Annotated in this window: 20 protein-coding genes and 1 pseudogene; 1 reads left to right on the forward strand and 20 read right to left on the reverse strand. The window is 37.8% G+C overall.

What is annotated here, in order from left to right:
* Positions 1–20 precede the first annotated feature (20 nt).
* The 7 genes and pseudogenes from NYR30_RS08570 to ltnD form a co-directional block, all read right to left on the reverse strand.
* The gene (locus NYR30_RS08570; RefSeq protein ID WP_437125217.1) at positions 21–1,820 is read right to left on the reverse strand and encodes an alpha/beta hydrolase; all 1,800 of its coding nucleotides are present in this window, start codon (positions 1,818–1,820) and stop codon (positions 21–23) included.
* Between the two features lie 202 nt (positions 1,821–2,022).
* Positions 2,023–2,142, reverse strand: a pseudogene (locus tag NYR30_RS08575) (D-erythronate dehydrogenase); the annotation flags it as partial.
* A gap of 79 nt (positions 2,143–2,221) precedes the next feature.
* Positions 2,222–2,908, reverse strand: coding sequence for a cyclase family protein (locus NYR30_RS08580; RefSeq protein WP_302500552.1), 687 nt, complete (start codon positions 2,906–2,908; stop codon positions 2,222–2,224).
* Positions 2,909–2,946: 38 nt separating this feature from the next.
* Positions 2,947–3,726 carry a 2-oxo-tetronate isomerase gene (gene otnI, locus NYR30_RS08585; protein WP_302500554.1) on the reverse strand — a complete coding sequence of 260 codons (780 nt, stop codon included), beginning with the start codon at positions 3,724–3,726 and terminating at the stop codon, positions 2,947–2,949.
* Positions 3,719–4,360, reverse strand: coding sequence for a 3-oxo-tetronate 4-phosphate decarboxylase (gene otnC / locus NYR30_RS08590; RefSeq protein ID WP_302500556.1), 642 nt, complete (start codon positions 4,358–4,360; stop codon positions 3,719–3,721). The genes otnI and otnC overlap by 8 nt, the downstream gene beginning before the upstream one ends.
* Complete coding sequence (otnK, locus tag NYR30_RS08595; protein WP_066112172.1) at positions 4,357–5,595, reverse strand: 3-oxo-tetronate kinase; 1,239 nt, start codon at positions 5,593–5,595, stop codon at positions 4,357–4,359. Before otnK ends, otnC begins: the two co-directional genes overlap by 4 nt.
* A 1-nt stretch (position 5,596) precedes the next feature.
* Entirely contained in the window at positions 5,597–6,496 is a 900-nt protein-coding gene (gene ltnD / locus NYR30_RS08600) for an L-threonate dehydrogenase (RefSeq protein ID WP_066112168.1), read from the reverse strand.
* 248 nt (positions 6,497–6,744) lie between these two features.
* Here ltnD and NYR30_RS08605 point away from each other — a divergent pair, with 248 nt between their 5' ends.
* Entirely contained in the window at positions 6,745–7,506 is a 762-nt protein-coding gene (locus NYR30_RS08605; RefSeq protein ID WP_302502470.1) for a DeoR/GlpR family DNA-binding transcription regulator, read from the forward strand.
* Positions 7,507–7,571: 65 nt separating this feature from the next.
* On the opposite strand, the gene NYR30_RS08610 is transcribed toward NYR30_RS08605, so the two are convergent.
* From NYR30_RS08610 to mscK, 13 genes are all read right to left on the reverse strand, one after another.
* Positions 7,572–10,448 carry a valine--tRNA ligase gene (locus tag NYR30_RS08610; protein ID WP_302500560.1) on the reverse strand — a complete coding sequence of 959 codons (2,877 nt, stop codon included), beginning with the start codon at positions 10,446–10,448 and terminating at the stop codon, positions 7,572–7,574.
* Positions 10,445–10,993 carry a hypothetical protein gene (locus NYR30_RS08615; RefSeq protein ID WP_066112163.1) on the reverse strand — a complete coding sequence of 183 codons (549 nt, stop codon included), beginning with the start codon at positions 10,991–10,993 and terminating at the stop codon, positions 10,445–10,447. The genes NYR30_RS08610 and NYR30_RS08615 overlap by 4 nt, the downstream gene beginning before the upstream one ends.
* Positions 10,994–10,996: 3 nt before the next feature.
* Complete coding sequence (locus NYR30_RS08620; protein ID WP_066112160.1) at positions 10,997–11,746, reverse strand: Fic family protein; 750 nt, start codon at positions 11,744–11,746, stop codon at positions 10,997–10,999.
* 58 nt (positions 11,747–11,804) lie between these two features.
* Positions 11,805–12,245, reverse strand: coding sequence for a DNA polymerase III subunit chi (locus NYR30_RS08625; protein ID WP_066112157.1), 441 nt, complete (start codon positions 12,243–12,245; stop codon positions 11,805–11,807).
* Positions 12,246–12,323: 78 nt separating this feature from the next.
* Positions 12,324–12,926, reverse strand: coding sequence for a recombination mediator RecR (recR, locus tag NYR30_RS08630; protein WP_066104566.1), 603 nt, complete (start codon positions 12,924–12,926; stop codon positions 12,324–12,326).
* An 81-nt stretch (positions 12,927–13,007) separates the two neighbouring features.
* On the reverse strand, positions 13,008–13,337 hold the full coding sequence (locus NYR30_RS08635; protein WP_066112237.1) for a YbaB/EbfC family nucleoid-associated protein: 330 nt from the start codon (positions 13,335–13,337) through the stop codon (positions 13,008–13,010).
* A 76-nt stretch (positions 13,338–13,413) separates the two neighbouring features.
* Entirely contained in the window at positions 13,414–15,654 is a 2,241-nt protein-coding gene (dnaX, locus tag NYR30_RS08640) for a DNA polymerase III subunit gamma/tau (RefSeq protein WP_066112154.1), read from the reverse strand.
* 22 nt (positions 15,655–15,676) lie between these two features.
* Positions 15,677–16,222: an adenine phosphoribosyltransferase gene (apt, locus tag NYR30_RS08645; RefSeq protein ID WP_066104571.1), complete on the reverse strand. Its 546-nt coding sequence runs from the start codon at positions 16,220–16,222 to the stop codon at positions 15,677–15,679.
* Positions 16,223–16,333: 111 nt separating this feature from the next.
* On the reverse strand, positions 16,334–17,284 hold the full coding sequence (gene lpxM / locus NYR30_RS08650; protein ID WP_066112151.1) for a lauroyl-Kdo(2)-lipid IV(A) myristoyltransferase: 951 nt from the start codon (positions 17,282–17,284) through the stop codon (positions 16,334–16,336).
* A 24-nt stretch (positions 17,285–17,308) separates the two neighbouring features.
* Positions 17,309–18,076, reverse strand: coding sequence for a TSUP family transporter (locus NYR30_RS08655; RefSeq protein ID WP_066104577.1), 768 nt, complete (start codon positions 18,074–18,076; stop codon positions 17,309–17,311).
* Positions 18,077–18,094: 18 nt separating this feature from the next.
* Positions 18,095–18,943 carry a penicillin-insensitive murein endopeptidase gene (gene mepA, locus NYR30_RS08660; protein WP_066104579.1) on the reverse strand — a complete coding sequence of 283 codons (849 nt, stop codon included), beginning with the start codon at positions 18,941–18,943 and terminating at the stop codon, positions 18,095–18,097.
* Positions 18,944–20,023: a chorismate synthase gene (gene aroC / locus NYR30_RS08665; protein ID WP_066104582.1), complete on the reverse strand. Its 1,080-nt coding sequence runs from the start codon at positions 20,021–20,023 to the stop codon at positions 18,944–18,946. It lies immediately after the preceding gene.
* A 26-nt stretch (positions 20,024–20,049) separates the two neighbouring features.
* Positions 20,050–23,397: a mechanosensitive channel MscK gene (mscK, locus tag NYR30_RS08670; RefSeq protein ID WP_066422117.1), complete on the reverse strand. Its 3,348-nt coding sequence runs from the start codon at positions 23,395–23,397 to the stop codon at positions 20,050–20,052.

Raw genomic sequence — 23,397 nt, forward strand, 5'->3', positions numbered from 1 at the left:
ACAGGGGTGGATATTTTTTATTACGCCAAAAAACGTCCAATAACTTGTCCGCCAACCATTATCCATGTCATTAATAATGAACAGAAGAAAGCACTGAGATGAATATAACCTGTTTTTAGATAACACCAGTTATATAAAAAGATAAAGACAATAAATTGAGGGATGATTACTGCTAACATCATCATCCAACGCCCACCAAATTGTGGCAAACCAATCACATCAAAACCAGGACCAATCTGCATAAAGTCTGGAACAAAATGGAATAACCAAAGTAAGATCAAACCACTAACGGCTACCAACACAAATTTTACTGTCCAAATACATAAAGTTGCCGTAAAAGTGTAACTAAGTTTTTGCTTCATTTGTACACTAAGGATTAATCCATTATAAACATAGAAGAATAATAAAATAGGGATCCAATATACAATAAACAGATTAAAACGTTCTGGAGTCAATGGTTTAAAAAATGGCCATAAGAAACGGATTTCTACCCCCCAATACCAATGAACAAAACCTGCAATAAAGTAAATCCAAGCAAATAAAATAAATGCTAATTGAGCAAATCTACTGATTACTTGTGTTGTTTTGAGTTCAGTCTGTTGACTAAATACGCCAAATTCGGCAAGGGAAAGTGTTGTTTTTTTAGCTTTCCAAAGTAAGAAGAATAGTAAATTTAATACTACACTTACCATTAACCAAGTGATAATCCCATTCCCCATTTCTAATGGCATAAATGGTAACACTGCAGCAATAGGTTCATTTGCTCCACCCCACTGCGTGAATAAAGGATAAAGTACAACAGTAAAAATAATATTGATAATCGCAACTCCCCACCATTTAGATGAAGAAAGAGCAGTTTCATTACTAACTGTTTTTATCGCTTCTCTAAAATAGTGTTGTTGAAGTAAACCGTTAGCAAGAAAGAGAGTTGATACTAATGAGAAGATTAATGATAATAATCCAGTTAACTCTTTATACCAATAAGTCTGATTCGTAAGATCCTGCGATATATTGTCTGAATTATTTTTTAAAGTCTTATTAAACCAGTTAATTGCTTTTGCATTACTTGCCTCAGAAATCATTACACCAAGATGTGTACCAGCCACTAAATCAGCCTGTCTCGCACTACCATTTTCAATATTTCCATACTGTTTACCCCATTCCAATGTGTCATTTTCACTAAGACCAAAAGCTTTTAGGCGATTAGGATTATTAACTAAATTTTTAACAGGAAAACTTTTTTCACGATAGCCTCCAATTTCTTCATATAAACCTTGTGTTAATAAATAGTTATGTACAGATAAATCTGCTCCATTTGCGCTTAACCCATTGACAGCTTTATGATCTGGATTAAGTTTAGCTACTCGAATTGCATTTAATGCACCAGTAGAATGACCAAAAATACCTAATCTATTTGGATCAACAAAAGGTAACGACTTTAAATATTGATAGCCATTATTTGCTCCACTCATATTTTTATTGCTGGCTGGAAGCTGAGTAGAGTAGCCATGTCCAAAGTGATCGATAGCTAAAACAACAAAACCTTTTTTAGCCAGTTCTAACGCACCAAAAGTAGCTGTCGCTTCTTTATCACTTTGATAACCATGCAAAGCAAGTAAACCAGGTAATGGGTTTTCTTTTGTTGCTTCAATTGGACGATAAATTTTAGCCTGCATTGGCTTCATTTCTTCTGTCATAAAACTAACAGTTGTAACATCAATACGTCCAAAATCACATTCAATTTGTGCAGAAAAATAACTTGCAATGAAAGTAAAAATAACAAATAACACTGCATAACGATACGAGTTTCTAGTTCTCAACATTTTTCACTCCTAAAATGTATTGATGATTCATAATTAAATCATCATAAAATTTTTGATATTGCATAATGACTCCCCCTTTCTAAGTCGTTGTGCTAATAACCAATAGTGAATTACTGGGCTGTTAAATACCATATCCCAACTGTTATGAGCATTGTTACTCACAATGCCATGTCACCTGCTTGCTGAAAATCAAGTTCACTATTGGTGTATTAATATCCAAAAGCAATAATTCTTTTAAATTTAAAGATGGGTGCTCCAATAATGCTCTAGCAAGACGTTGTCCTAAAAAGCCTTGTCCACCTGTAATAATAATCTTCATATTGATTTTCCTTTCTCTAGTAGTTAAAAGTCTCATTACCCCTTAATCATCAGATTTAGGTATGACGTTTTAATAAAAACTATTCAATTTCCACAATGCAAGTTACTTGACTTGAGTCCAATCCTACAATTCTCCAAGGAGCATTAAAAAATTGTAGAATTTTTGCATCTTTAGGTAGCTCTGATAAGCGCATATCCTCAATTACAGTAGTAAAACGCCCAGTGTAATACCCTAAAATAGCTCTATGGCAATTTTTCGGATTTTCCTCATCAGGGACACGAGAAGATGGCGAACCTAGTGCCAAAAAATCAATTCCAACACCTTTCAAATTAGGAAAATTATCTGATAAATATTTACCTGCACTAGTAGCAATATACGGACCTTCATTTTGATAAATAGTAGGATCAGCTGTTCTATATTTTTCAAACCCAGTGCGTAAAAAAGCAAATGATACTTTTGCTAGAATTTCAGCATAGGGTTCTAAATCTTCTTTAGTGATACCTTCTGCTTGTTCCTTTGGAATTTCTAGCAAAGCCACATTTTTATGACAAAAGTAATCTATTGGTAACTCATTAATACTTAGACCATCTTTAACAAAATGACGTGGAGCATCCATATGAGTACCACAATGATTCGGTACTTCACTGATAAAACTGCTAAATGGACAATCATCAGTTACATCAGTACATCTTGTTACTTTAACAGCAGGTTCACCTGGCCATACTACATCTTTTGGATCTAATGGGTGTGATAAATACATAAACATAACTATATTCCTTGTTTTATCTGACTGCTCTTTTGCATTTAACGAAGATATTTTTCAAACCACACTAACCCATCTTCTGTTTTACCTCGTGGGTTGTACTCACAACCAACCCAGCCGTCATAACCGATTTCATCAAGTTTATTAAAAATATGAGTATAGTTAATTTCACCTTCGTCAGGCTCATGGCGATCTGGGACAGAAGCGATTTGGATATGACCTAATTTAGCTTTTACATCATCTGTAATACGAGTTAAATTTCCTTCTACAATTTGAGCGTGGAAATAATCTAATTGAACAAAAACATTATCGCGGTCAATCAAATCAATTAGCTCTAATGTCTGATATTGGCTGGCATAAAGATAATTTGGTTTTACTGCAGCACTTAATGCTTCTAACATGACATTAATACCATGTGGTTTAAATTTGTCTGCAGCATAGCGAACATTATCAATAAAAGTTTGTTTATACTTCGCATACTCTTTTGGATCTGGTACTACACCAGCCATTACTAGTACACTTGGACACTCTAATGCAATCGCATATTCCAATGCACGATCAATGTCACGATGACTTTCTGATTCACGACCTGGAATTGCAGAACCCCCCCATTCACCTGCAGCAACATTACCTGGCGCTGTATTGAATAACACTTGTTTCAAACCATATTGATCCAATTTTGCTTTTAACTCTGCCGCTGGATATTCATATGGGAAAAGATATTCCACATATTTAAATCCGGCTTTCGCCGCAGCTTCAAAACGATCTAAAAAAGGAACTTCGGTAAACATCATTGATAAATTAGCAGCAAATTTAGGCATCTCTATTTCCCCCTATTTTCAAATCATTCACTTCTGCATCAGTGAGATAGCGAATGTTTTGTGCTTGTAAAATAAACATTAATTTTGCGGTTTCTTCTAACTCTTCACTATTATCAACAGCATCCTGTAAATCACTGCCACAAACGACAACGCCATGATTTGCTAATAAAAATGCCTTCCCTTCGTGTGCTTTTGCCGCTAAATCACGACCAATTTCCGCAGCACCTGGGCGATAATATGGAATCACAGGCAAACGACCAACGCGCATCACGTAATAAGGTGTAAACGCCTTGATCGCATTGTCATAATCAAGATCAGCTTTACAGGACAACGCCGTTAAATAAGTAGAATGCAAATGCACAATTGCATTACATTCAGGTTTCTTTTCATAAAGTGCCAAATGAAAAAAATACTCTTTTGATGGTTTCTTACCACTTAATAGATTGCCATCTGCATCAATTACTGAGAGATCTTCTTCTTTTAAACGTCCAAGAGAAGAACCGGTTGGTGTCACCAGAAAACGATTCTCATCGAGTCGAACTGAGATATTACCCGCACCGCCAACGCTAAAACTACGTTCAAATAATGAACGAGAAAGTTGGACTAATTGTTGTTTAACAGCTTGTTCGTTCATTGCATCATCTCCTGTGCTTGGCTAAAGAAGCCCTCTTTTCCAAAATTACCTGACTTCAATGCAAGATAAATTGGTGCATCTAACGCTGCCAACCAAGGTACGCCCGGTGCAATTTGTTTACCAATACGGAAGCCTTTAAAACCGAGTTGTTGCACGACAATACTTGAGGTTTCACCACCAGCAGTAATAAAGTTGGTTACACCATAATCACGTAATCTTGCAGCCAATCGTGCAAAAGTTTCCTCAATTGCTTTACTTGCTGTATCAGCACCAAATTGCTGTTGAATTTGTTTTAACTGTTCAGGCGGTACAGTGGCATAAACAAGTGGAGCATATTGATCATTTAAATGTGCAACTACCCAAGAAAATAATTCTTCAACATAATTATCTCGACTTAAACATTGACTAACATCTAACCATTTAGTCGCTGCTTTTTGCTGATAATCAGCTACTTGTTTATTCGTCATTACAGAACAAGAGCCAGACAAGATGACAATTTTACCTTTTGCTGGCACAAAAGCCTGATGTTGTTTTCCTTGTGCCTGATGTTGCGCCATATAAGCTGCTAACCCAGAACCACCAGTAACTAATTTCATATCATCTACGGCTTGTGCTAACACATCGAGTTGTGAATTATCTACTGCATCCACTACGGCATAGCGATATCCTTGTTGTTTTAATTGTGCAAAACAATGTTTTACATTTTCAGCGCCTTTAATGACCTCTGCATATGGCACTAATCCTGTTTTCCCTTTCGCCTGACGATCCATTAAACGTAATAAATTGGCATCTATCATTGGTGTAATTGGATGGTTTTGCATACCTGATTCATTCAACAAAACTTGTCCCACAAATAAATAGCCATTAAAAATGGTACGTCCATTCACTGGTAATGCAGGTGTAATAATGGTGAATTTTTCTTTTAATTCATCTAATAGGGCATCTGTTACTGGACCAATATTCCCTTCCGCTGTACTGTCAAAAGTTGAGCAGTATTTGAAATAAAACTGTGTCGCACCATTTTTCTGCAACCAATGCAATGCTGCTAAAGATTGTTGAATGGCTTCTTTCACTGGATTAGAGCGTGATTTCAAACTGATAACAATCGCATCTACTTCTTCCCCTAATACCCCATTCGGTACACCATTCATTTGTACTGTTCGCAAGCCGTTTTCTACTAGAAAACTGGCAATATCACTTGCCCCAGTAAAATCATCTGCGATAACACCTAACATCTTATTTCTCCTGTTTTTGTGGTAACTCAATACCGCTAAAAATTTTAATTACTGCACTATCATCTTGTTTGCCATAACCTGCATTACTTGCTTCTGTGAACATACTGTACGCGGTACTTGCTAAATGAAGTGGGAATTTCAATGATTTTGCGGTGTCATTAACTAAACCTAGATCTTTTACGAAAATATCCACCATTGATAATGGAGTGTAATCACCATCTACAACATGTTTCATACGATTTTCAAACATCCAAGAGTTACCTGCTGCATGAGTAACTACGTCATACATTAAATCTAGTGGAATACCTGCTTTAGCCGCTAATGCCATTGCTTCTGCACCAGCAGCGATATGTACTCCAGCTAATAATTGGTGAATAATCTTAACAGTCGCACCTAAGCCAATTTCTGTGCCAATGTTATAAACTTTACTTGCTACTGCATCTAATACCGGTTTGAGTTTAGCAAAAGCCTCATCGGAACCGGCTGCCATCACAGTCATTTCACCTACTGCCGCTTTTGCAGCACCACCTGAAACTGGTGCATCTAACATAATCAAACCAAGATTTGTTAATTTTTGTGAAATCTCTTTCGCATCTTGTGCAGAGATTGTAGAAGAAACCATTACTGCTGTACCTGGTTTAAGTTTTGCTGCCAAACCATTATCTACAAATAAAACTTGGTTTACTTGTTTAGCATTCACTACCAATAACACGACAGCATCAAGTTTATCTGCAAAATCATTAGCATTTTTTGCTACTCCTTTTGCACCTACAGCTTTTAACTTATCAAGTAATTTATCATCTAAATCAATACCATAAGTATCCAATCCTGCTTTAACACAAGATTGAGCCGCTCCCATTCCCATTGCACCTAAACCTACGACTGCCACTGAATATGTCATTTTTAATTCTCCTTTAGTTGTTCATTTTTTGATGGCATTTATACTACGCGATTCGGAAAAATAATAACTCGATCCAGATCACACTTTTTAACAAAAATTAACATCAAATAAAATTTTATTTGTGAAGAAATGATATTAAACTGTGTAATGACTGATAAATATTTAAGCTCTATTCCTTGGTTAATCTATTGAATTACTAGGAATATCAAAGATATAATCACTAAAAATAGACTATGGATAAACATTGTATGATTCCTGCAGAACGACAAAAACATATCTTAACAATTCTTGCTCAACAGAATATTGTCAGTATCAATTCATTAATGGAAATGTTAGATGTATCGCATATGACGATACGGCGTGATATTCAAGCCTTGGAGAAAAAAGGAATTGTGATTTCTGTATCTGGCGGGGTACAGTTACAACAAAAATTAACCATTGAACCAACTCATACCGCAAAATCGCTACTCTCACAAAGTGAAAAAGAAAAAATTGGTCGCTGTGCAGCAACTCGTATCCCTGAAAATTCAACAGTTTATTTAGATGCAGGTACGACAACGCTAGAAATTGCTCGACATATTGCTGAACGTGATGATTTATTAATTATTACTAACGATTTTGCTGTTGCCGATTTTTTGATTAATCATGGACAAAGTGAATTAATTCACACTGGCGGTAAAATTAATAAACTTAATCGTTCCGCAGTTGGCGAACTAGCCGCTCAATTTTTGCGTAATATTTCCATCGATGTTGCTTTTGTATCAACTTCCTCATGGAGTTTAAAAGGCTTAACCACACCAGATGAAAGTAAATTAGCTGTCAAACGAGCCATTTTAGATTCTAGCCGTCATAAGACTTTAGTTAGTGATTCCTCAAAATACGGTAAGCTCGCCACTTTCTGGATTTGTGAACTCAATGCTTTTGATAGTTTAATTACGGACAACAAATTGCCTGATAATATTCAAAAGGCAATCAATAATATGGATATTGAATTAGTGCTGGCTGAATAAATTATAGATAAAAAAGGAGTAACAACCGAAATTGTTACTCCTAATTTTTAGGACTTTAATCACTATTAAAGCGCTTCAATACTTGCATATTGCTGACGTAATTTTTCTAAACCTTGTTGGTAATCTTGCATCTTTTCACGCTCTTTGGCGATAACCGCTTCTGGCGCTTTGGCAACAAAGTTTTCATTGCTAAGTTTGCCTTCAATACGTTTTACTTCGTCAATCAATTTCTCGATTTCTTTACTTAAGCGTGCGAGCTCCGCCGCTTTGTCAATAAAGCCAGCCATTGGAATTAACAACTCGGCATTACCTAATAACTTAGTTACCGCTAATGGCGCAGTGTCATCTTTACCTAATAAATTGATACTGCTAAGTTTCGCCATTGTTTGTATTAACGCCTGATTATTCGCTAAACATTGTTGTTCAGCATCGCTTAAATTGCGTAATAACACTTCTAACGGCTTACTTGGTGCAATATTCATTTCGGCACGAATATTACGCACATTCACAATAAATTCTTTAATCCAGTTAATTTCGTTTAAGGCTTGTTGATCTACCGCCGCTGGATTAAATTCTGGGAACGCCTGCAACATAATGGTTTCCCCTTTAATATTCATTAAAGGTTTCACTTTTTGCCAGATTTCTTCAGTAATAAACGGAATAATTGGATGTGCTAAACGTAATACTTGTTCTAATACAGTAATTAAAGTATGACGTGTACCACGTTGTTGCACTTCATTACCTTGACTTAATACTGTTTTAGTTAATTCCAAATACCAGTCACAGAATTGGTTCCAAATAAATTCATATAGAGTGGTTGCCGCCATATCAAAGCGATATTGATCCAACGCTTGACGGAACGCTTTTACGGTTAGATTAAATTCCGCCAAAATCCAGCGATCCGCTAATGAAAGTTCCATCTCTTGATTACCGCTATAACCGCAATCTTTGCCATCAATATTCATTAAGGCAAAACGGCTCGCATTCCATAACTTGTTACAGAAATTACGATAACCTTCAAGGCGTTTCATATCCCAGTTAATATCACGTCCATTGCTCGCTAATGCTGCTAAAGTGAAACGCAATGCGTCAGTACCATGCGCCGCAATACCGTCGGCAAACTCTTTACGAGTCGCTTTTTCAATTTTCGCTGCTAATTGTGGCTGCATCATATTACCAGTACGTTTCGCCACTAAACTTTCCAGATCAATACCATCGATCATATCGAGCGGGTCAAGCACATTACCTTTAGATTTTGACATTTTCGCACCATTTTCATCACGCACTAAGCCAGTTACATAAACGGTTTTAAATGGTACTTGCGGTTTACCGTCTTTATCTTTGATAAAGTGCATCGTAAACATAATCATTCTGGCTACCCAGAAGAAAATAATGTCAAAGCCCGTAATCAACACGCTGGTTGGGTGGAACATTTGCAGATCTTTGGTTTGATTTGGCCAGCCCAATGTTGAGAAAGTCCATAAACCTGATGAGAACCAGGTATCTAATACATCTTCATCTTGACGTAACACTACATCAGCCGCTAATTGATATTTCTCGCGGACTTCCGCTTCATTGCGTGCGACATAAACATTACCAGCTTCATCATACCAAGCTGGGATACGGTGTCCCCACCAAAGCTGACGAGAGATACACCAATCTTGAATATCACGCATCCATGAGAAATAGAGATTTTCATACTGTTTCGGCACAAATTGAATTTCGCCATCTTCTACCGCTTTAATCGCTACTTCTGCTAACGGTTTCACGCTTACATACCATTGATCGGTTAGCATTGGTTCGATTGGCACACCACCACGATCACCATAAGGCACTTTCAGATCGTGTGGTTTAATTTCTTCTAATAAACCAAGCGCTTCAAATTCAGCAACGATTTGTTTACGCGCAGCGAAACGTTCTAAACCGCGATAATTGGCTGGAATTTCTGCGGCATAATCTGGATTTGGTTTGCCTTCAAAGGTGAATACTTCCGCTTGCTCACGAATATCGGCATTTAGTGTTAATACATTCACCATCGGTAATTGATGACGTTTACCCACTTCATAGTCGTTAAAATCGTGGGCTGGGGTAATTTTCACTACACCAGTACCAAATTCTCGATCAACATATTCATCAGCAATAATTGGAATTTCACGATTTACGAGCGGTAATACTACTGTCTTACCAATTAGGTTTTGGTAACGCTCATCTTCAGGGTGTACTGCTACTGCAGTATCACCAAGCATTGTTTCCGGACGAGTAGTTGCCACCACTAAATAATCTAAACCATCAGCTGTTTTTTCGCCGTTCGCTAATGGATAGCGGAAATGCCATAAACTGCCTTTTGATTCTTTATTTTCTACTTCAAGATCGGAAATCGCAGTGTGTAATTTCGGATCCCAGTTTACTAAGCGTTTGCCACGATAAATTAAGCCTTCTTCGTGAAGACGAACAAACACCTCTTTTACCGCTTCCGATAAACCTTCGTCCATTGTGAAACGTTCACGATCCCAATCGACAGAATTCCCTAAACGGCGCATTTGTTGGCTGATGGTACCGCCAGATTCTGCTTTCCATTGCCAAATTTTTTCAATAAAGGCTTCGCGTCCGTAGTCGTGACGTGTTTTATTCTCTTCAGCAGCAATTTTGCGTTCCACTACCATTTGGGTAGCGATACCCGCATGGTCAGTTCCCGCTTGCCAAAGGGTGTTATCTCCTTGCATACGGTGATAACGAATTAAGGTATCCATTAAAGTTTGTTGGAACGCGTGCCCCATATGCAAACTACCGGTCACATTCGGCGGTGGAATGGCGATTGAATAGCTTGGCGCATTTTCGTTTTCTGACGGTTTGAAATAACCTTGTTCTTCCCAATGTTTATACAGGGTTTGTTCTACTGCAGACGCATCAAAGCGAGCTGCCATTTCGAATGGTTTTGTCATTGTGTTTCTCTATCTTTAAATGTATCAACTAATTTGAAAATAAATCTGACAGCGTCATCGCCATCTTTTTTTGTAAAATTAAAATGCTCTAATTCTGATGTTTTATCCTTTTTTTTATTATTTATTTCATAAAATAAAAATGCTGGGAGACCTATATACATCAGTGAGTGTACAAAATGAACTAAAAAATTTTCGCTATAATTATTAGAAATAGACATTGAAATAGCTGATTGCATAAATATGCATATACCCACCAGAATAGTGAAGTCATCATTATTCACTTTTTTATGAAATAAATATATTGCCAGCAGTGAAGTAAACAATGCCACAAATAAAAATATTAACGCTTTAATATCCAATTTATTATTGGATAGATTATCAGCTAATAAATAAAAATTTATCGTAATAAAAATAAATAATAGAGATAACCAAAACCTATCTTTAAATGAAACATTACTAAGTTTAAATATATAGTTCTTAATAACAAGAGAAAATATAACAGTTAATAAAACTCCTATTATTAAAAATGTAAAAGCATCTTTCATACATTACTTTCCTAAAATAGCTAAATACCGTTCCATCTCTTTAATTTCATATCCAGTAATCAGCGTTAATAACGCATTTTCACTCTGTTGATTGCGATGATATTCATCAAAACATTGATAATACTTGGCACGATCAGTAAATTTTATATCCACTGGTAAATAGCCTTGTTTTAGCAATTCAAAATTTAGCAATAACCGACCAGTACGCCCATTACCATCAATAAAAGGGTGGATACTTTCAAAAGCTAAATGTAACCACGCAATCGCCATTAATGGATGATGAGTGGTTAATTTTTCTTGATAGTTTACGAGTAACCGCGCCATTTCTTCTGCGATTAAATAAGGTGCAGTAGGTTCGTTTTCTGCTCCTAAAATCCGTACAGGAATTTTACGATATACGCCTCGATTTTCTGCATTGCTCATTAAAACTAATGAATGAATATCTTTAATCACTCGCTCGCTTAACGGTTCATTGTTAGCAACAAGTCCATAAATATAATTAAACGCATCTTTAAAACCGATAATATCCAAATGTTCGCGAATCGGTTTTTCGGCAATTGTTATTCCTTCTTTTAAAATAAGTACTGTTTCACGCAGAGTGATCGTGTTTCCTTCAATCGCATTGGAATTATAGCTACTTTCAATAATAAACTCTTCACGCAAGCGTTGTACTTCACTTATAGACAAAGGGCGCAACTCTGCTATTTGTTTTTTCAAACTGTCAATTCTATTGAGTTGTTGCGCTAAATTCATTCAGAGTCCTTTATTACTTAAACAATAATAGATAATTGGCATTGTTGCTCTAAAAACGTTAGTTAATTTTTTCCGTACTCAATTGCCAACCTAATTGGCGATAATATTTATAACGTTCTCGCGCTAAGATTTTTAATTGTTCATCGGCAGGAACAAATTCAATTACCTGTGGAAAAAGTAAAGCAAAATCCGGCACTTGATCTAATAATGAGATCAATACATCTCGCCGCTGTGAATTGCGCTTTTCCGGCCAACAAATTTCTACCGGCGTCATATAAGCTCCAGCTTCACCAGATAAATTATGCGGGACAAACTGATCCGGATCACGCTGCCAAAGCATTTCGTCAATCAATAAGGCTTGTTGCTCATTCTGACAAGCAATTAATACTTTTTTGCCTAAACGCCAAGCATCAGCAGCTAAATCACACACTTTATTTTCTAATAAATGCGCTGAGGTTGGCTGTTCTGCCAGAATATAAAAAAGAGCTTGTTTCGCCATAACTGTCCTACTCGTTTACACAAGTCGGTTATTCTAGCGTAAAAACAAAATGATAGAAATATTTAAACTAACTATGGTCTATTTTAATTCACGTCTGCCGATAAATGAGTGCGAGAGCGTTGTGCCATCAACCATCTCTAATTCACCACCAACTGGAATACCATGCGCAATACGGCTTACTTTTACCCCAAATTGCTGACACATTTCGGCGATATAGTTAGCGGTCGCATCACCTTCAATCGTTGGATTAGTCGCTAAGATCACTTCGCTAAAAGACTCTGTTTGCAAACGCTTATGCAGTAAATCCAAACCAATTTCTTTTGGGCCAATACCATCTAATGGCGAAAGATGCCCCATTAAAACAAAATAACGACCGGAGAATTGTCCAGTTTGCTCAATCGCTTGAATATCTGACGGCATTTCCACTACACAAAGTTGTCCACTTTCTTGACGGCGAACATTATTACAAATATTACAAACCTCTTCTTCTGTGAAAGTACGACATTGGCTGCAATGTCCGATATGCGCCATTGCATCGGTCAAAGTTCTCGCCAAATTCATCGCACCACTGCGATCACGTTGTAATAAATAATAAGCCATACGTTGTGCCGACTTTGGCCCTACACCGGGTAGGCAGCGTAACGCATTCATTAATTCGTCTAATAAAGGACTAATTTGCATATACAGAAAGGTTTTGTTGAAAGATAAATAAGAACTAACTTGATAAATTAGGGAGTAATTTATACTCCCTAACCCCAATATTTAGAATGGCATTTTAAATCCTGGCGGTAATTGCATACCCGCAGTAACAGAAGCCATTTTCTCTTTTTGCATCTCTTCAGCGCGGCGTACTGCATCATTAAATGCTGCTGCAATTAAATCTTCTAACATCTCTTTATCATCTTCGACTAAAGAGGGATCAATCTCAACGCGGCGGCAGCTATGTGCACCATTGATAGTGACTTTTACTAATCCAGCACCTGATTCACCAATTACTTCTAATTGTGCAATCTCTTCTTGCATTTTTTGCATACGTTCTTGCATTTGTTGGGCTTGTTTCATCAAGCCGCCTAATCCACCTTTTCCAAACATAATTGTCATTCTCTCTTTAATTGAAAAAACAAAAGCTGTATTTTAACTGAAAACTGTTATTCTGCAACGCGCAAAACTACGCTTCTCCAGTCGGTCGCACCGAATCTAAATCAATTTTTGCTGAAAATTGCTGGATAAACGCATTTAACTTTTCGTCTTGTTGTAAGTTTTGTTGCGCTTGTTCTACTAATTGTTGATAAATTTCGCCACGAATCTCATATGGGGTGATTTCTGGCCCGGTATATTCTTCCAATTCAATCTTAATTTTTCTACCATAAAAATCGTGAAATGCTTGATTGATAAAGGTTAAATCTAAATATTTCGCTAATAAAAAGGATTCTGGACGTACACCTAAACGCATATAGTGTTCATTTTGTTCTAAAATCACTGAATTCAATAAGATACGTTTACTACCGCCAGCTAAGGTTAATCGCTCAATATCGGCACTCCATTGGCTTCTTTCCGCCGCTAATTGCACCACTTTATCCACCACCTCCGGCGTATATTTTTCTAATAGTGCTTTTTTGATATCAGATGGGCGCATTACCTGATTTTGCGATTCTAACGAAGGGTCACTCCACGACCAGTGATAATTCTCGTCCAAAAACTCCCCGTCCTCACTCTCTTCAAGATTTGCTGCGGACGGAGCTTCAACGTTGTCAATTGTGACATCTTGTAATGCATTATCCGGTTCTGACTGCTCAGTATCCTCCACAAATTCAGGGGTAATATTTGCTGTTGTCGTACTTGGTATTGTTTGCGTTTCTGATGTAGGCGTTATAACGGGTTCAGCAGGCGCAGTTATTGTTTTGTTCACAGGATTAGTGGTTGTATTGATCGCTGCTGCTGGAGATGTAGTCACAGCTTCAACTATTTTACTTAAATCCTTTTTTTTTTCTCTGCTTTGCTCTGAACTATGATCAGTAACCACTAAATGTTGCGCTTGTCCCTGCTCTAAATTAGCGACTTGCTGCAAAATGTCGCTGGATAATAAAGCAGACGATCTCGTGCCACTATTTTCTGATTGATTTGTTACTTCGGCATTGGTTACTTCTGTATTAGTTACTACGGTACGAGTGGTTGCAACAGCTGCCGGAGTTGCCGTCGTTACCGTTTTCTCCGCTGGTGCAGTATGGCTAACTGGCGTTGGAGCGGTTACTGCTTGTTGTGATGCTTGAGGCGCTTGTATTGTTGTATCCGTTGCGATTGTTGCCGTATTTGCTATTGCAGACAAAGAAAAGCGTTTTGGGTGAAATGCCAACGCGCGTAAGACCGTCATCTCAACCCCAGTTTTAGCTTCTGGTGAGAACTCTAACTCCTTACGACCATTGATCATTAATTGATAGTAAAATTGCACATCCTCAGCAGAAATTGTTTTTGCTAATAATGCTAATGATGAATCTGATTGCTGATTTTTCGGTGGCAATAATTGTAGCATCGCAATTTGGTGTAAGGTTTCCGCCATATCTTGCAACACACGTTCCCAATCAACACCTTGTTGCGCAATATCATTTAACACTTGCATTGCTGCTTCGCCATCAGCCTGCGCAATTGCAGTTAGTAATGAGATCGACTTATCACTATCCAGCAGCCCCAACATTGCATTTACCGCAGCGGTGGTAATATTGCCATTACTTAAGGCAATCGCCTGATCTGTTAAACTCAGCGCATCACGCACGCTCCCTTGCGCTGCTTGTGCTAATTTATTTAATGCGGGAATTTGATAACTGATCTTTTCTTGCGCCAGTAATTTACCAAGATGATCCGCGATAACATCCGTATCTAAAGCTTTTAAATGAAATTGGATACAACGCGATAACACCGTAATAGGTAATTTTTGCGGATCGGTGGTAGCTAATAAGAACTTCACATATTCCGGCGGCTCTTCTAGCGTTTTTAATAGTGCATTAAAACTATGACGTGACAACATATGCACTTCATCGATCAAATAGATCTTAAAGCGCCCACGCACCGGTTTATATTGCACATTATCCAGCAACTCTCGTGTATCTTCGACTTTCGTCCGCGAAGCTGCATCAATTTCGATTAGATCAATAAAATTGCCTTCTTTGATAGCACGGCAATTTTCACATTCGCCACAAGGCTGTGCAGTAATGCCTTTTTCGCAATTTAAACCTTTTGCAAATAAACGAGCAATCGAGGTTTTACCGACGCCGCGCGTACCGGAAAAGAGATAAGCATGATGTAATCGTTGATTGGTTAAGCCATTACTTAAGGCAGTTATCACATGGTCTTGTCCAACCACTTCAGAAAATTGATTTGGTCGCCATTTACGTGCTAATACCTGATAACTCATGCCTATCCTTATTTTGAATTGATTAGTGGCCAGCAAAATCCACTAAAGTGAATGGTTCAACACCAAGTTTACGTAAACGATCTTCACCGCCTAATTCAGGCAAGCTAATCACAAACGCAGCGTGTTCGACTTTACCGCCTAAACGATGAATTAATTTGATCGTTGCTTCAACTGTACCGCCTGTTGCTAACAGATCATCAATAATCAAGACATTATCTTCCGCAGTAACCGAATCAACGTGCATTTCTAATGTATCTTGACCATATTCTAATTCATAAGATTGTGAAATCACTTCACGCGGTAACTTGCCCGGTTTTCTCACTAAGATAAAAGGTACATTCAACGCTAACGCGACTGGTGCGCCAAAAATAAAACCACGTGATTCAGTTCCCGCAACTTTGGTAATTTTTTTATCTTTGAAGTGTTCTGCAATCAACTCGATAGTTGTTTTAAATGCTGCTGGTACTTCAACTAAGCTAGTAATATCACGAAAGATAATTCCTTCTGCAGGGTAGTTTGGAATTGATTTAATAGATGATTTAATTAACTCTTTTTGTTGTTGGTTCATAATTATTTGCCTAACACAAATTATTTATAGCGAATGCTACTCTCAAAGCTTGCTATTCTAACAGCGCAAATTGCGAAAAAATACTCTTTAATATCAAAAAAAGCGAAATTTCTAGCAATAAATATCGGCACCATCTTTGCGGGTTTTTAGCAACCGTAAAATCCACACATATTGTTCCGGCGTTGGTGTGACAAAGTTTTCAATCACTTCATTCATTAAACGTGCACTACGTTGCTCATCATCATCTAAATCTAATGGCGCTGTAATTTCTATTTCATAGCGGCCAGATTGTGCGTTATAACGTGCAAACATTGGAATGACTACGGCTTTTGCCACTTTACACATTTTATTTAAGCCGGGTAAAGTCGCTTTATAAGTAGCAAAAAAATCAGCATAAACACTTAATTCTTCGCCATAATCTTCATCTGGCAAGTAATAGCCCATTTCACCTTTACGCACCGCATTTAAGAAAGGTTTAATACCATTTTGGCGTGCGTGCATTTTGCCGCCAAAACGTTCACGTACACTATTCCATAACCAATCGACCAATGGATTACGATGTGGATTGTACATTGCTGTCATTGGCATACCATAGGTATGCAAAATTATCCCTGACGCATCAATTGCCCAAGTGTGCGGCACCAATAAAATGATATTTTTTCCTGCGGCTTTCGCTTGTTGTAAATGCTCTATACCTGTAAAAGTGCTGCGCTTCTGTAAATGCTTTGCTGAACGTAACGCGATTTCCCCAATGCCAAGCATTGTTTGTGCAACCGTAACAAACATCTGATCAATCACTTGTTGTCGTTGTTCATCACGCCAATGCGGAAAACAATAGCGTAAATTAACTTCGGCACGATGACGTTGTTTTTTCGCTACTTTTCCCACCAACAGACCAATTTTTGCCGCCAAATAATCACGACAACGAAACGGCAAAAAACCTAATAGGGCTAGCAAAAGTACACCTAGCCAAACACCCCAATATTTCGGTAATAAATATTGCCAACGAAATTGAGGTTGATAACCTACTCTTGCAGTAATTCTTCTTTTATTATCAGACATGCTTACTCTTTATTTTGTGATCGATTAATTAAACCAACCATAGTCATACATCATTTTAGCGGTCATAATAAATGCCATCATTACCACCATTGGGCGAATCAATTTTTGCCCTTTTGTTAATACCATTTTTGCGCCTAATCTCGCCCCAATAAAACCGCCAAGCATCATAATAAAGCCGAGAGTCCAATACACTTCCCCACCCAAAATAAAGAAAACTAATGAGGTAAAATTGGAAGTGAAATTCAAAATTTTGGCGTGTGCCGTCGCTTTTGCTAAATTAAATCCTAATAAAGTAACAAACGCCATACACAAGAAAGAACCTGTGCCAGGTCCAAAAAAGCCATCATAAAAACCGATCGGAAATGCAGCAGCAAACGCAAATGCTAAGAAACTTAAACGTTGATGACGATCTTGTTCACCAATTTTTGGCGAAAACAAAAAGTATAAACCTACTGCTAACACCAAAATCGGCAACAATGATTTTACAATAGAAGCATCTATCGACTGCACCGCAATAGTACCAATCATTGCTCCAGTAAAGGTGCCAACAATCATTTTCCAAATTTGGCGTAAATCCACCGCTTTTTTACGGACAAAATACAAACTTGCGGAAAAAGAACCGCCACTTGCTTGTAATTTATTGGTTGCTAGCGCCGCTGCTGGCGGTAAACCTACCGCCAATAATGCTGGAATGGTGATTAAACCGCCACCACCGGCAATTGCATCAATAAAACCAGCTAAGGCCGCCAATAAAAAAAGAATGGCATAAACATCTAATCCAAGTTCAAGCATACTCTCTCCTTGATCTTTTTATCCAGCAAACCATTGCTGTTTATCTGGGGAATCTAATAATTGCTGACATAAAATCGGCATCACTGGCGGTTGTTTTTCCGGCGCAGGTGTTGTTGATTGTTTTGGTTCAAACCAAGACATCAATTCAGCACCACAACCATCGCCTGCCGGAATAGCAGCTTGTTCCTCACAATATTGTGCACCTTGTGGGCAATGTAATCGCACATGGAAATGTGCATCATGACCAAACCAAGGACGGATTTTGCGCAACCAACTACGATCGCCAGTAACGGTTTGACATAATTTCAGTTTAATCGCTGGATTCACAAAGATACGAGCAACTTGTGGATCATTCGCCGCTAACTGGATTAATTTAGTTTGATTATTAGTCCATACTCGATCATCAACACGCTGTAATTTACGATTTACCATTAAAATCGCGGTTGGATTAAGCGCCTGCTTCGCACTCATCGCACCCATTTTTAACCAAATATCAGCATCTAATCCCATTTGATGGCTTGCGTGCCCGGTTGCAAAACGCCCACCAGCAGGCATAGCAATATCACCAACCAACATTGTCGGTAATCCAGCCACTTTTACTTTTTTTCCTAAACGAGCTAAATAGTTCAACATATCTGGATGACCGAAATAGCGTAATTTTTGCGAACGAATCACCTGGTAGCCTTCGCCTTGTAATGGCAACGCTCTAGCACCAATAATACAACCATTACTGTAACTACCAATCGGCAATGGTTCTCCCGGTACTGGGCGCTTAATCCGCTGCCATTCTGTTTCTGCAAAAGCTTGGGTTATCCCAAAAAACATTAGCAATGCAGCAACAATGCCTTTCCATTTAAGTTTCATCATTTATTTATGTCCACATTGCCCTTGATAACGTAATAAGTGATCCATTAACACAATCGCTACCATCGCTTCCGCGATTGGTACCGCGCGAATTCCAACACAAGGATCATGGCGACCTTTCGTTACCACTTCGACAGGTTGGTTATCTAAATTCACACTACGTCCTGGAATCGTAATACTTGAAGTTGGTTTTAACGCAATAGTGGCAATAATCGGTTGCCCAGAACTAATTCCGCCTAAAATGCCACCCGCGTGATTAGAACAGAAACCGTCCGGTGTCATTTCATCACGATGTTGGCTACCACGTTGATTTACTACCGCAAAACCATCACCAATCTCTACACCTTTTACTGCGTTAATTCCCATTAATGCGTGAGCTAAATCAGCATCTAAGCGATCAAAAACTGGTTCGCCCAATCCTACTGGTACATTTTCCGCAACTACGGTTAATTTCGCACCAATAGAATCCCCTGCTTTTTTTAATTCACGAATCAATTCATCAAATTTATCAATGGTCGCCGCGTCTGGGCAGAAAAATGGATTGCTATTAACAAAATCCCAATCAATTTGTGTTAAATCTTGTGCTGGAATCGCAATATCACCGATTTGCGATAAAAAGCCATGAATTTTAATACCAAAACGAGTCGCTAAATATTTTTTTGCGATGGCGCCAGCGGCAACACGAATAGCGGTTTCTCTGGCTGAAGAACGACCACCACCACGATAGTCACGTAAACCATATTTTTGTTGATAAGTATAATCGGCATGACCGGGACGAAAACGATCTTTAATTTCACTGTAATCTTGCGACCGCTGATCGCTATTTTTGATGATTAAACCAATGCTGGTTCCAGTGGTTTTTCCTTCAAACACGCCAGACAAAATTTGCACTGCATCATCTTCACGACGCGGCGTAGTATAACGAGAAGTTCCCGGTTTACGACGATCGAGATCAGGCTGTAAATCAGCTTCGCTTAATTCTAGTCCTGGTGGCACACCATCTACTACGCCACCTAATGCGATACCATGCGACTCACCAAATGTCGTCACTTTGAAAAGCTGTCCAATACTATTGCCTGCCATATTTAAATCCTTCCTAACTATTATTTTTATTGATTAAGTTTAATACTATCTTCAGTTGATGAAGCTACTTTCATCTCTTCGCCAGTATCTTGATTCTTGATAAAGACATCCAACTGATTAAATGCGATTTCAATATCGTGTTCTGCAAATAACTGATTAATTTTGCGATTTAAGTAATCTGTTGTTGGTAAGCGATCTGCTAAATCGCCAACATACACACGCAATTCATGATCCAGTGTACTTGCACCAAACACTAAGAAATAGGCTCGTGGTTCCGGCTCTTTTAATACCGCAGGGCATTCTGCCGCTGCTTGTAGTAACAATTTCTTGGTTAATTCAAGATCACTGCCGTAAGCCACGCCAACTTTGATCACCAAGCGAGTAATAGTGTTAGATAATGCCCAGTTTGTCAAACGCTCTGTCACAAAGGCTTTATTTGGCACAATGACCTCTTTACCATCATAATCCACCAATGTCGTTGCACGAATACGGATCTTAGAAACTGTTCCTGAATATTCGCCAATGGTGATGGTATCGCCAATACGTACTGGACGTTCAAACAAAATAATGATACCGGAAACAAAATTCGCAAAGATTTCTTGTAAACCAAAACCTAACCCAACGGATAATGCAGCGAATAACCATTGCAACTTCGACCACGACATTCCCAATATAGAAAAGGCCCAAGCAGCACCAATTGCAACAATAAAATAGGTTAATAAAGTGGTAATAGTATAAGGCGCACCTTGCGATAATTTCATTCTGGAGAAAATCAATACTTCCAATACCCCAGCGAGGTTGCGAATTAATACATAAGTGACGATTAAGATAAAAATCGCCAGTAACATATTTAACAATGTAATCGATTCAACAACTGTGCCTGTTTCAGTAGTAATGGTTTGCTGCCATAACGTAATACTTTTTAAATGATAGGCTACGGTTAGCAAATCTGACCACACCGCATAATAGAAACTAAGCAATACTGCCCACAATAGCCATTCCGCAATACGTGAAACTTGTTGTTTAACTTGACTAAGCGCCAATTCAGAATCTTTCGTATCAATGACAATATCTTCAGCATGACCACTACTTTCAGTTTTGCTTTGGTTCTTTTCACGTTGTTCTTTCAAACGTTTATAAGCTAAACGACGTGCCGATACCACCAACGTACGATCACTAACTTGTTTAATTAATACCCACAATACTGTTACTAAGTAACTCGCAACAAAGTGAGAAATAAGATTGAGCGCTGTATAGTAGTAACCCAAAACAATTAAAATAATTAGTGCGACTGGAATCAGCAACAACAACACTCTAATAATTCTTAAGAGCAACGGCCCAATATGTTGATGATTATTGACCTCTTCCTGTTGAGTATCCTGATATTTTTTAACCGCATAGCCAAAACGCGGTGCAATAATTAAAACACAGAAAATTAAGGCTGAAATGGTACACACTTCTCCAATTACATCATTGTTCAACGGTGTATTACTCATATCACTGAACAATGTCGTATTGATGAGGAAAATAATTGCCCAAATAGAACGTTTTAATACCGCAAGAAAGAGGTCACCACTCTCTTTTGCTAAGCCAAAATGACGATATACCAAACCATTTGGTTTCAATAACTCAATCAGAAAAGCAAATAACCACCAATAACCAGCCATTTTTAATGTCCATGGCCAAGCGAGAATAGGATCAGCAATGGTGAAATGCCCAACCAGAACAAAAAAGATTAAGAAGAGTAATGGGTATGGAATAACCAATAATGCCGTTAAGAAAATCGCTAATGGCGTATGCCATTGACTATCTGCATTTAATGTACCGACTTGAGAGTTAATTTTTGCCAACCACGCCTGTAATTTACGTTTTTGGGAATAAATCAAGCCAGCAATTAATGAGAGAAAACTCACAAACGCCAACATTGGTAATAGGTTACGACTCAAATGCGTCATATCAATATTGTTACTGATATTTTTCACTTGATTTAATGCCAATTTTGGAAATTCAGCTAGCCAATCCCAATCAATTGGATTATTACTTTTGACCCAGAAACTTTGTTGTTGTAATTTTTGTTGTAAATCGTCACTAATTAAGCGTACTTGTTGTTGATTTAACTCAATAGTAATCGCCAAATTTAACTGTGCATTCAAAGATTTAAGAATATTAGAATAGATATTTTTTCTTTCATTCAAAATATCAATTAAGGTATTACGTTCCGCTTCTGTTAATTCTTCTGCGTGTGGTATATGTGAGATGTAATTGTCCGGCGTGTAGATCGCATCTCTTGATTGGGTTAAATCAAAAATCTGTACTCGTAAATCAGTAATACGTTTCCCTAACCCATCAATCGTTTGATCGGTCGGTAAATTTTGTTTTTGTTGATTAATAATACGCGACAATACTAACGTGCCTTGCAGTGCACTGATCTGTTCATCAATACTACGTTGGGTTTGCGTTAAATTATCCAATACATTTTTGATCCGTAAACTTTCTTGTGAAAGTTGGTTCGATGCTTGAGTTTCATTAAGCAATTGCTGACTTAATTGTGTATTTTGATTAAGTTCATTTTGGATAATTGGATTGCCATTATCACTACTGTTTTCTTGTGATTTTTCTAATTGTGCTAGCTGTTTTTTCGATGCGGCTAAACGTTTTGCATTTAACGCCGCTTGCAGATTTTGTTGTTCTATTTTTTCTTGTTGTAAATAGAAATTTTGTTGATCACGTTGTAATTCATACCAAGAATTTAACGTTGCACTCTCCTTTAACAACGTTTGATTATAATTATTTTGTGCGTCAATTAAGGCTAATTCAATTTGATATCTATTCGCTAAAATTGGATCTAATTGACTATCTGATAACGTACGATTAATTGTCTGTGTTCTAGATAAATTAGTACTTAAAATCGACTGAATTCGATCTGGTAAAGTTTGCTGATTGACGATCTGTGAAGCAACATCATTCAATACCGATTGAATTTTTTCTGTTTCTTGGAAAGAGGCTTCTAAACGTTTTTGCAAAGTATCTTCTGACAATTTTGCCAATTCATCGCTATTATCACTTTGCGTGTTATTATTTTTTAAACGAGTTAATTCTGCCTGTAACTTAGGAATAGCAACTGTCGCGGTTTTAATTCGATTATTTAAATCTGTATTCTGTTTCTTTTGATCATCCAGTTGTTCTAATAAATCTAAACTCTCTTCGAGTGCAGTCAGTTCTTTTTTATCAGCCGCATCATTTGCATTCGGATTGGCTTTCAACGCTGCTATCTGAGCTTGAATATCTGTCGCAGTTGGAATTTGAGCATTAGCAAAAGTTGCAGCAAATAGCGTTAACCAAAACGTCATCACAATAATAAATCGTTTGCTCAT

The organism is Gallibacterium salpingitidis, from assembly GCF_030517105.1.
In the GTDB taxonomy this organism is placed as follows: Bacteria; Pseudomonadota; Gammaproteobacteria; order Enterobacterales; family Pasteurellaceae; genus Gallibacterium; species Gallibacterium salpingitidis.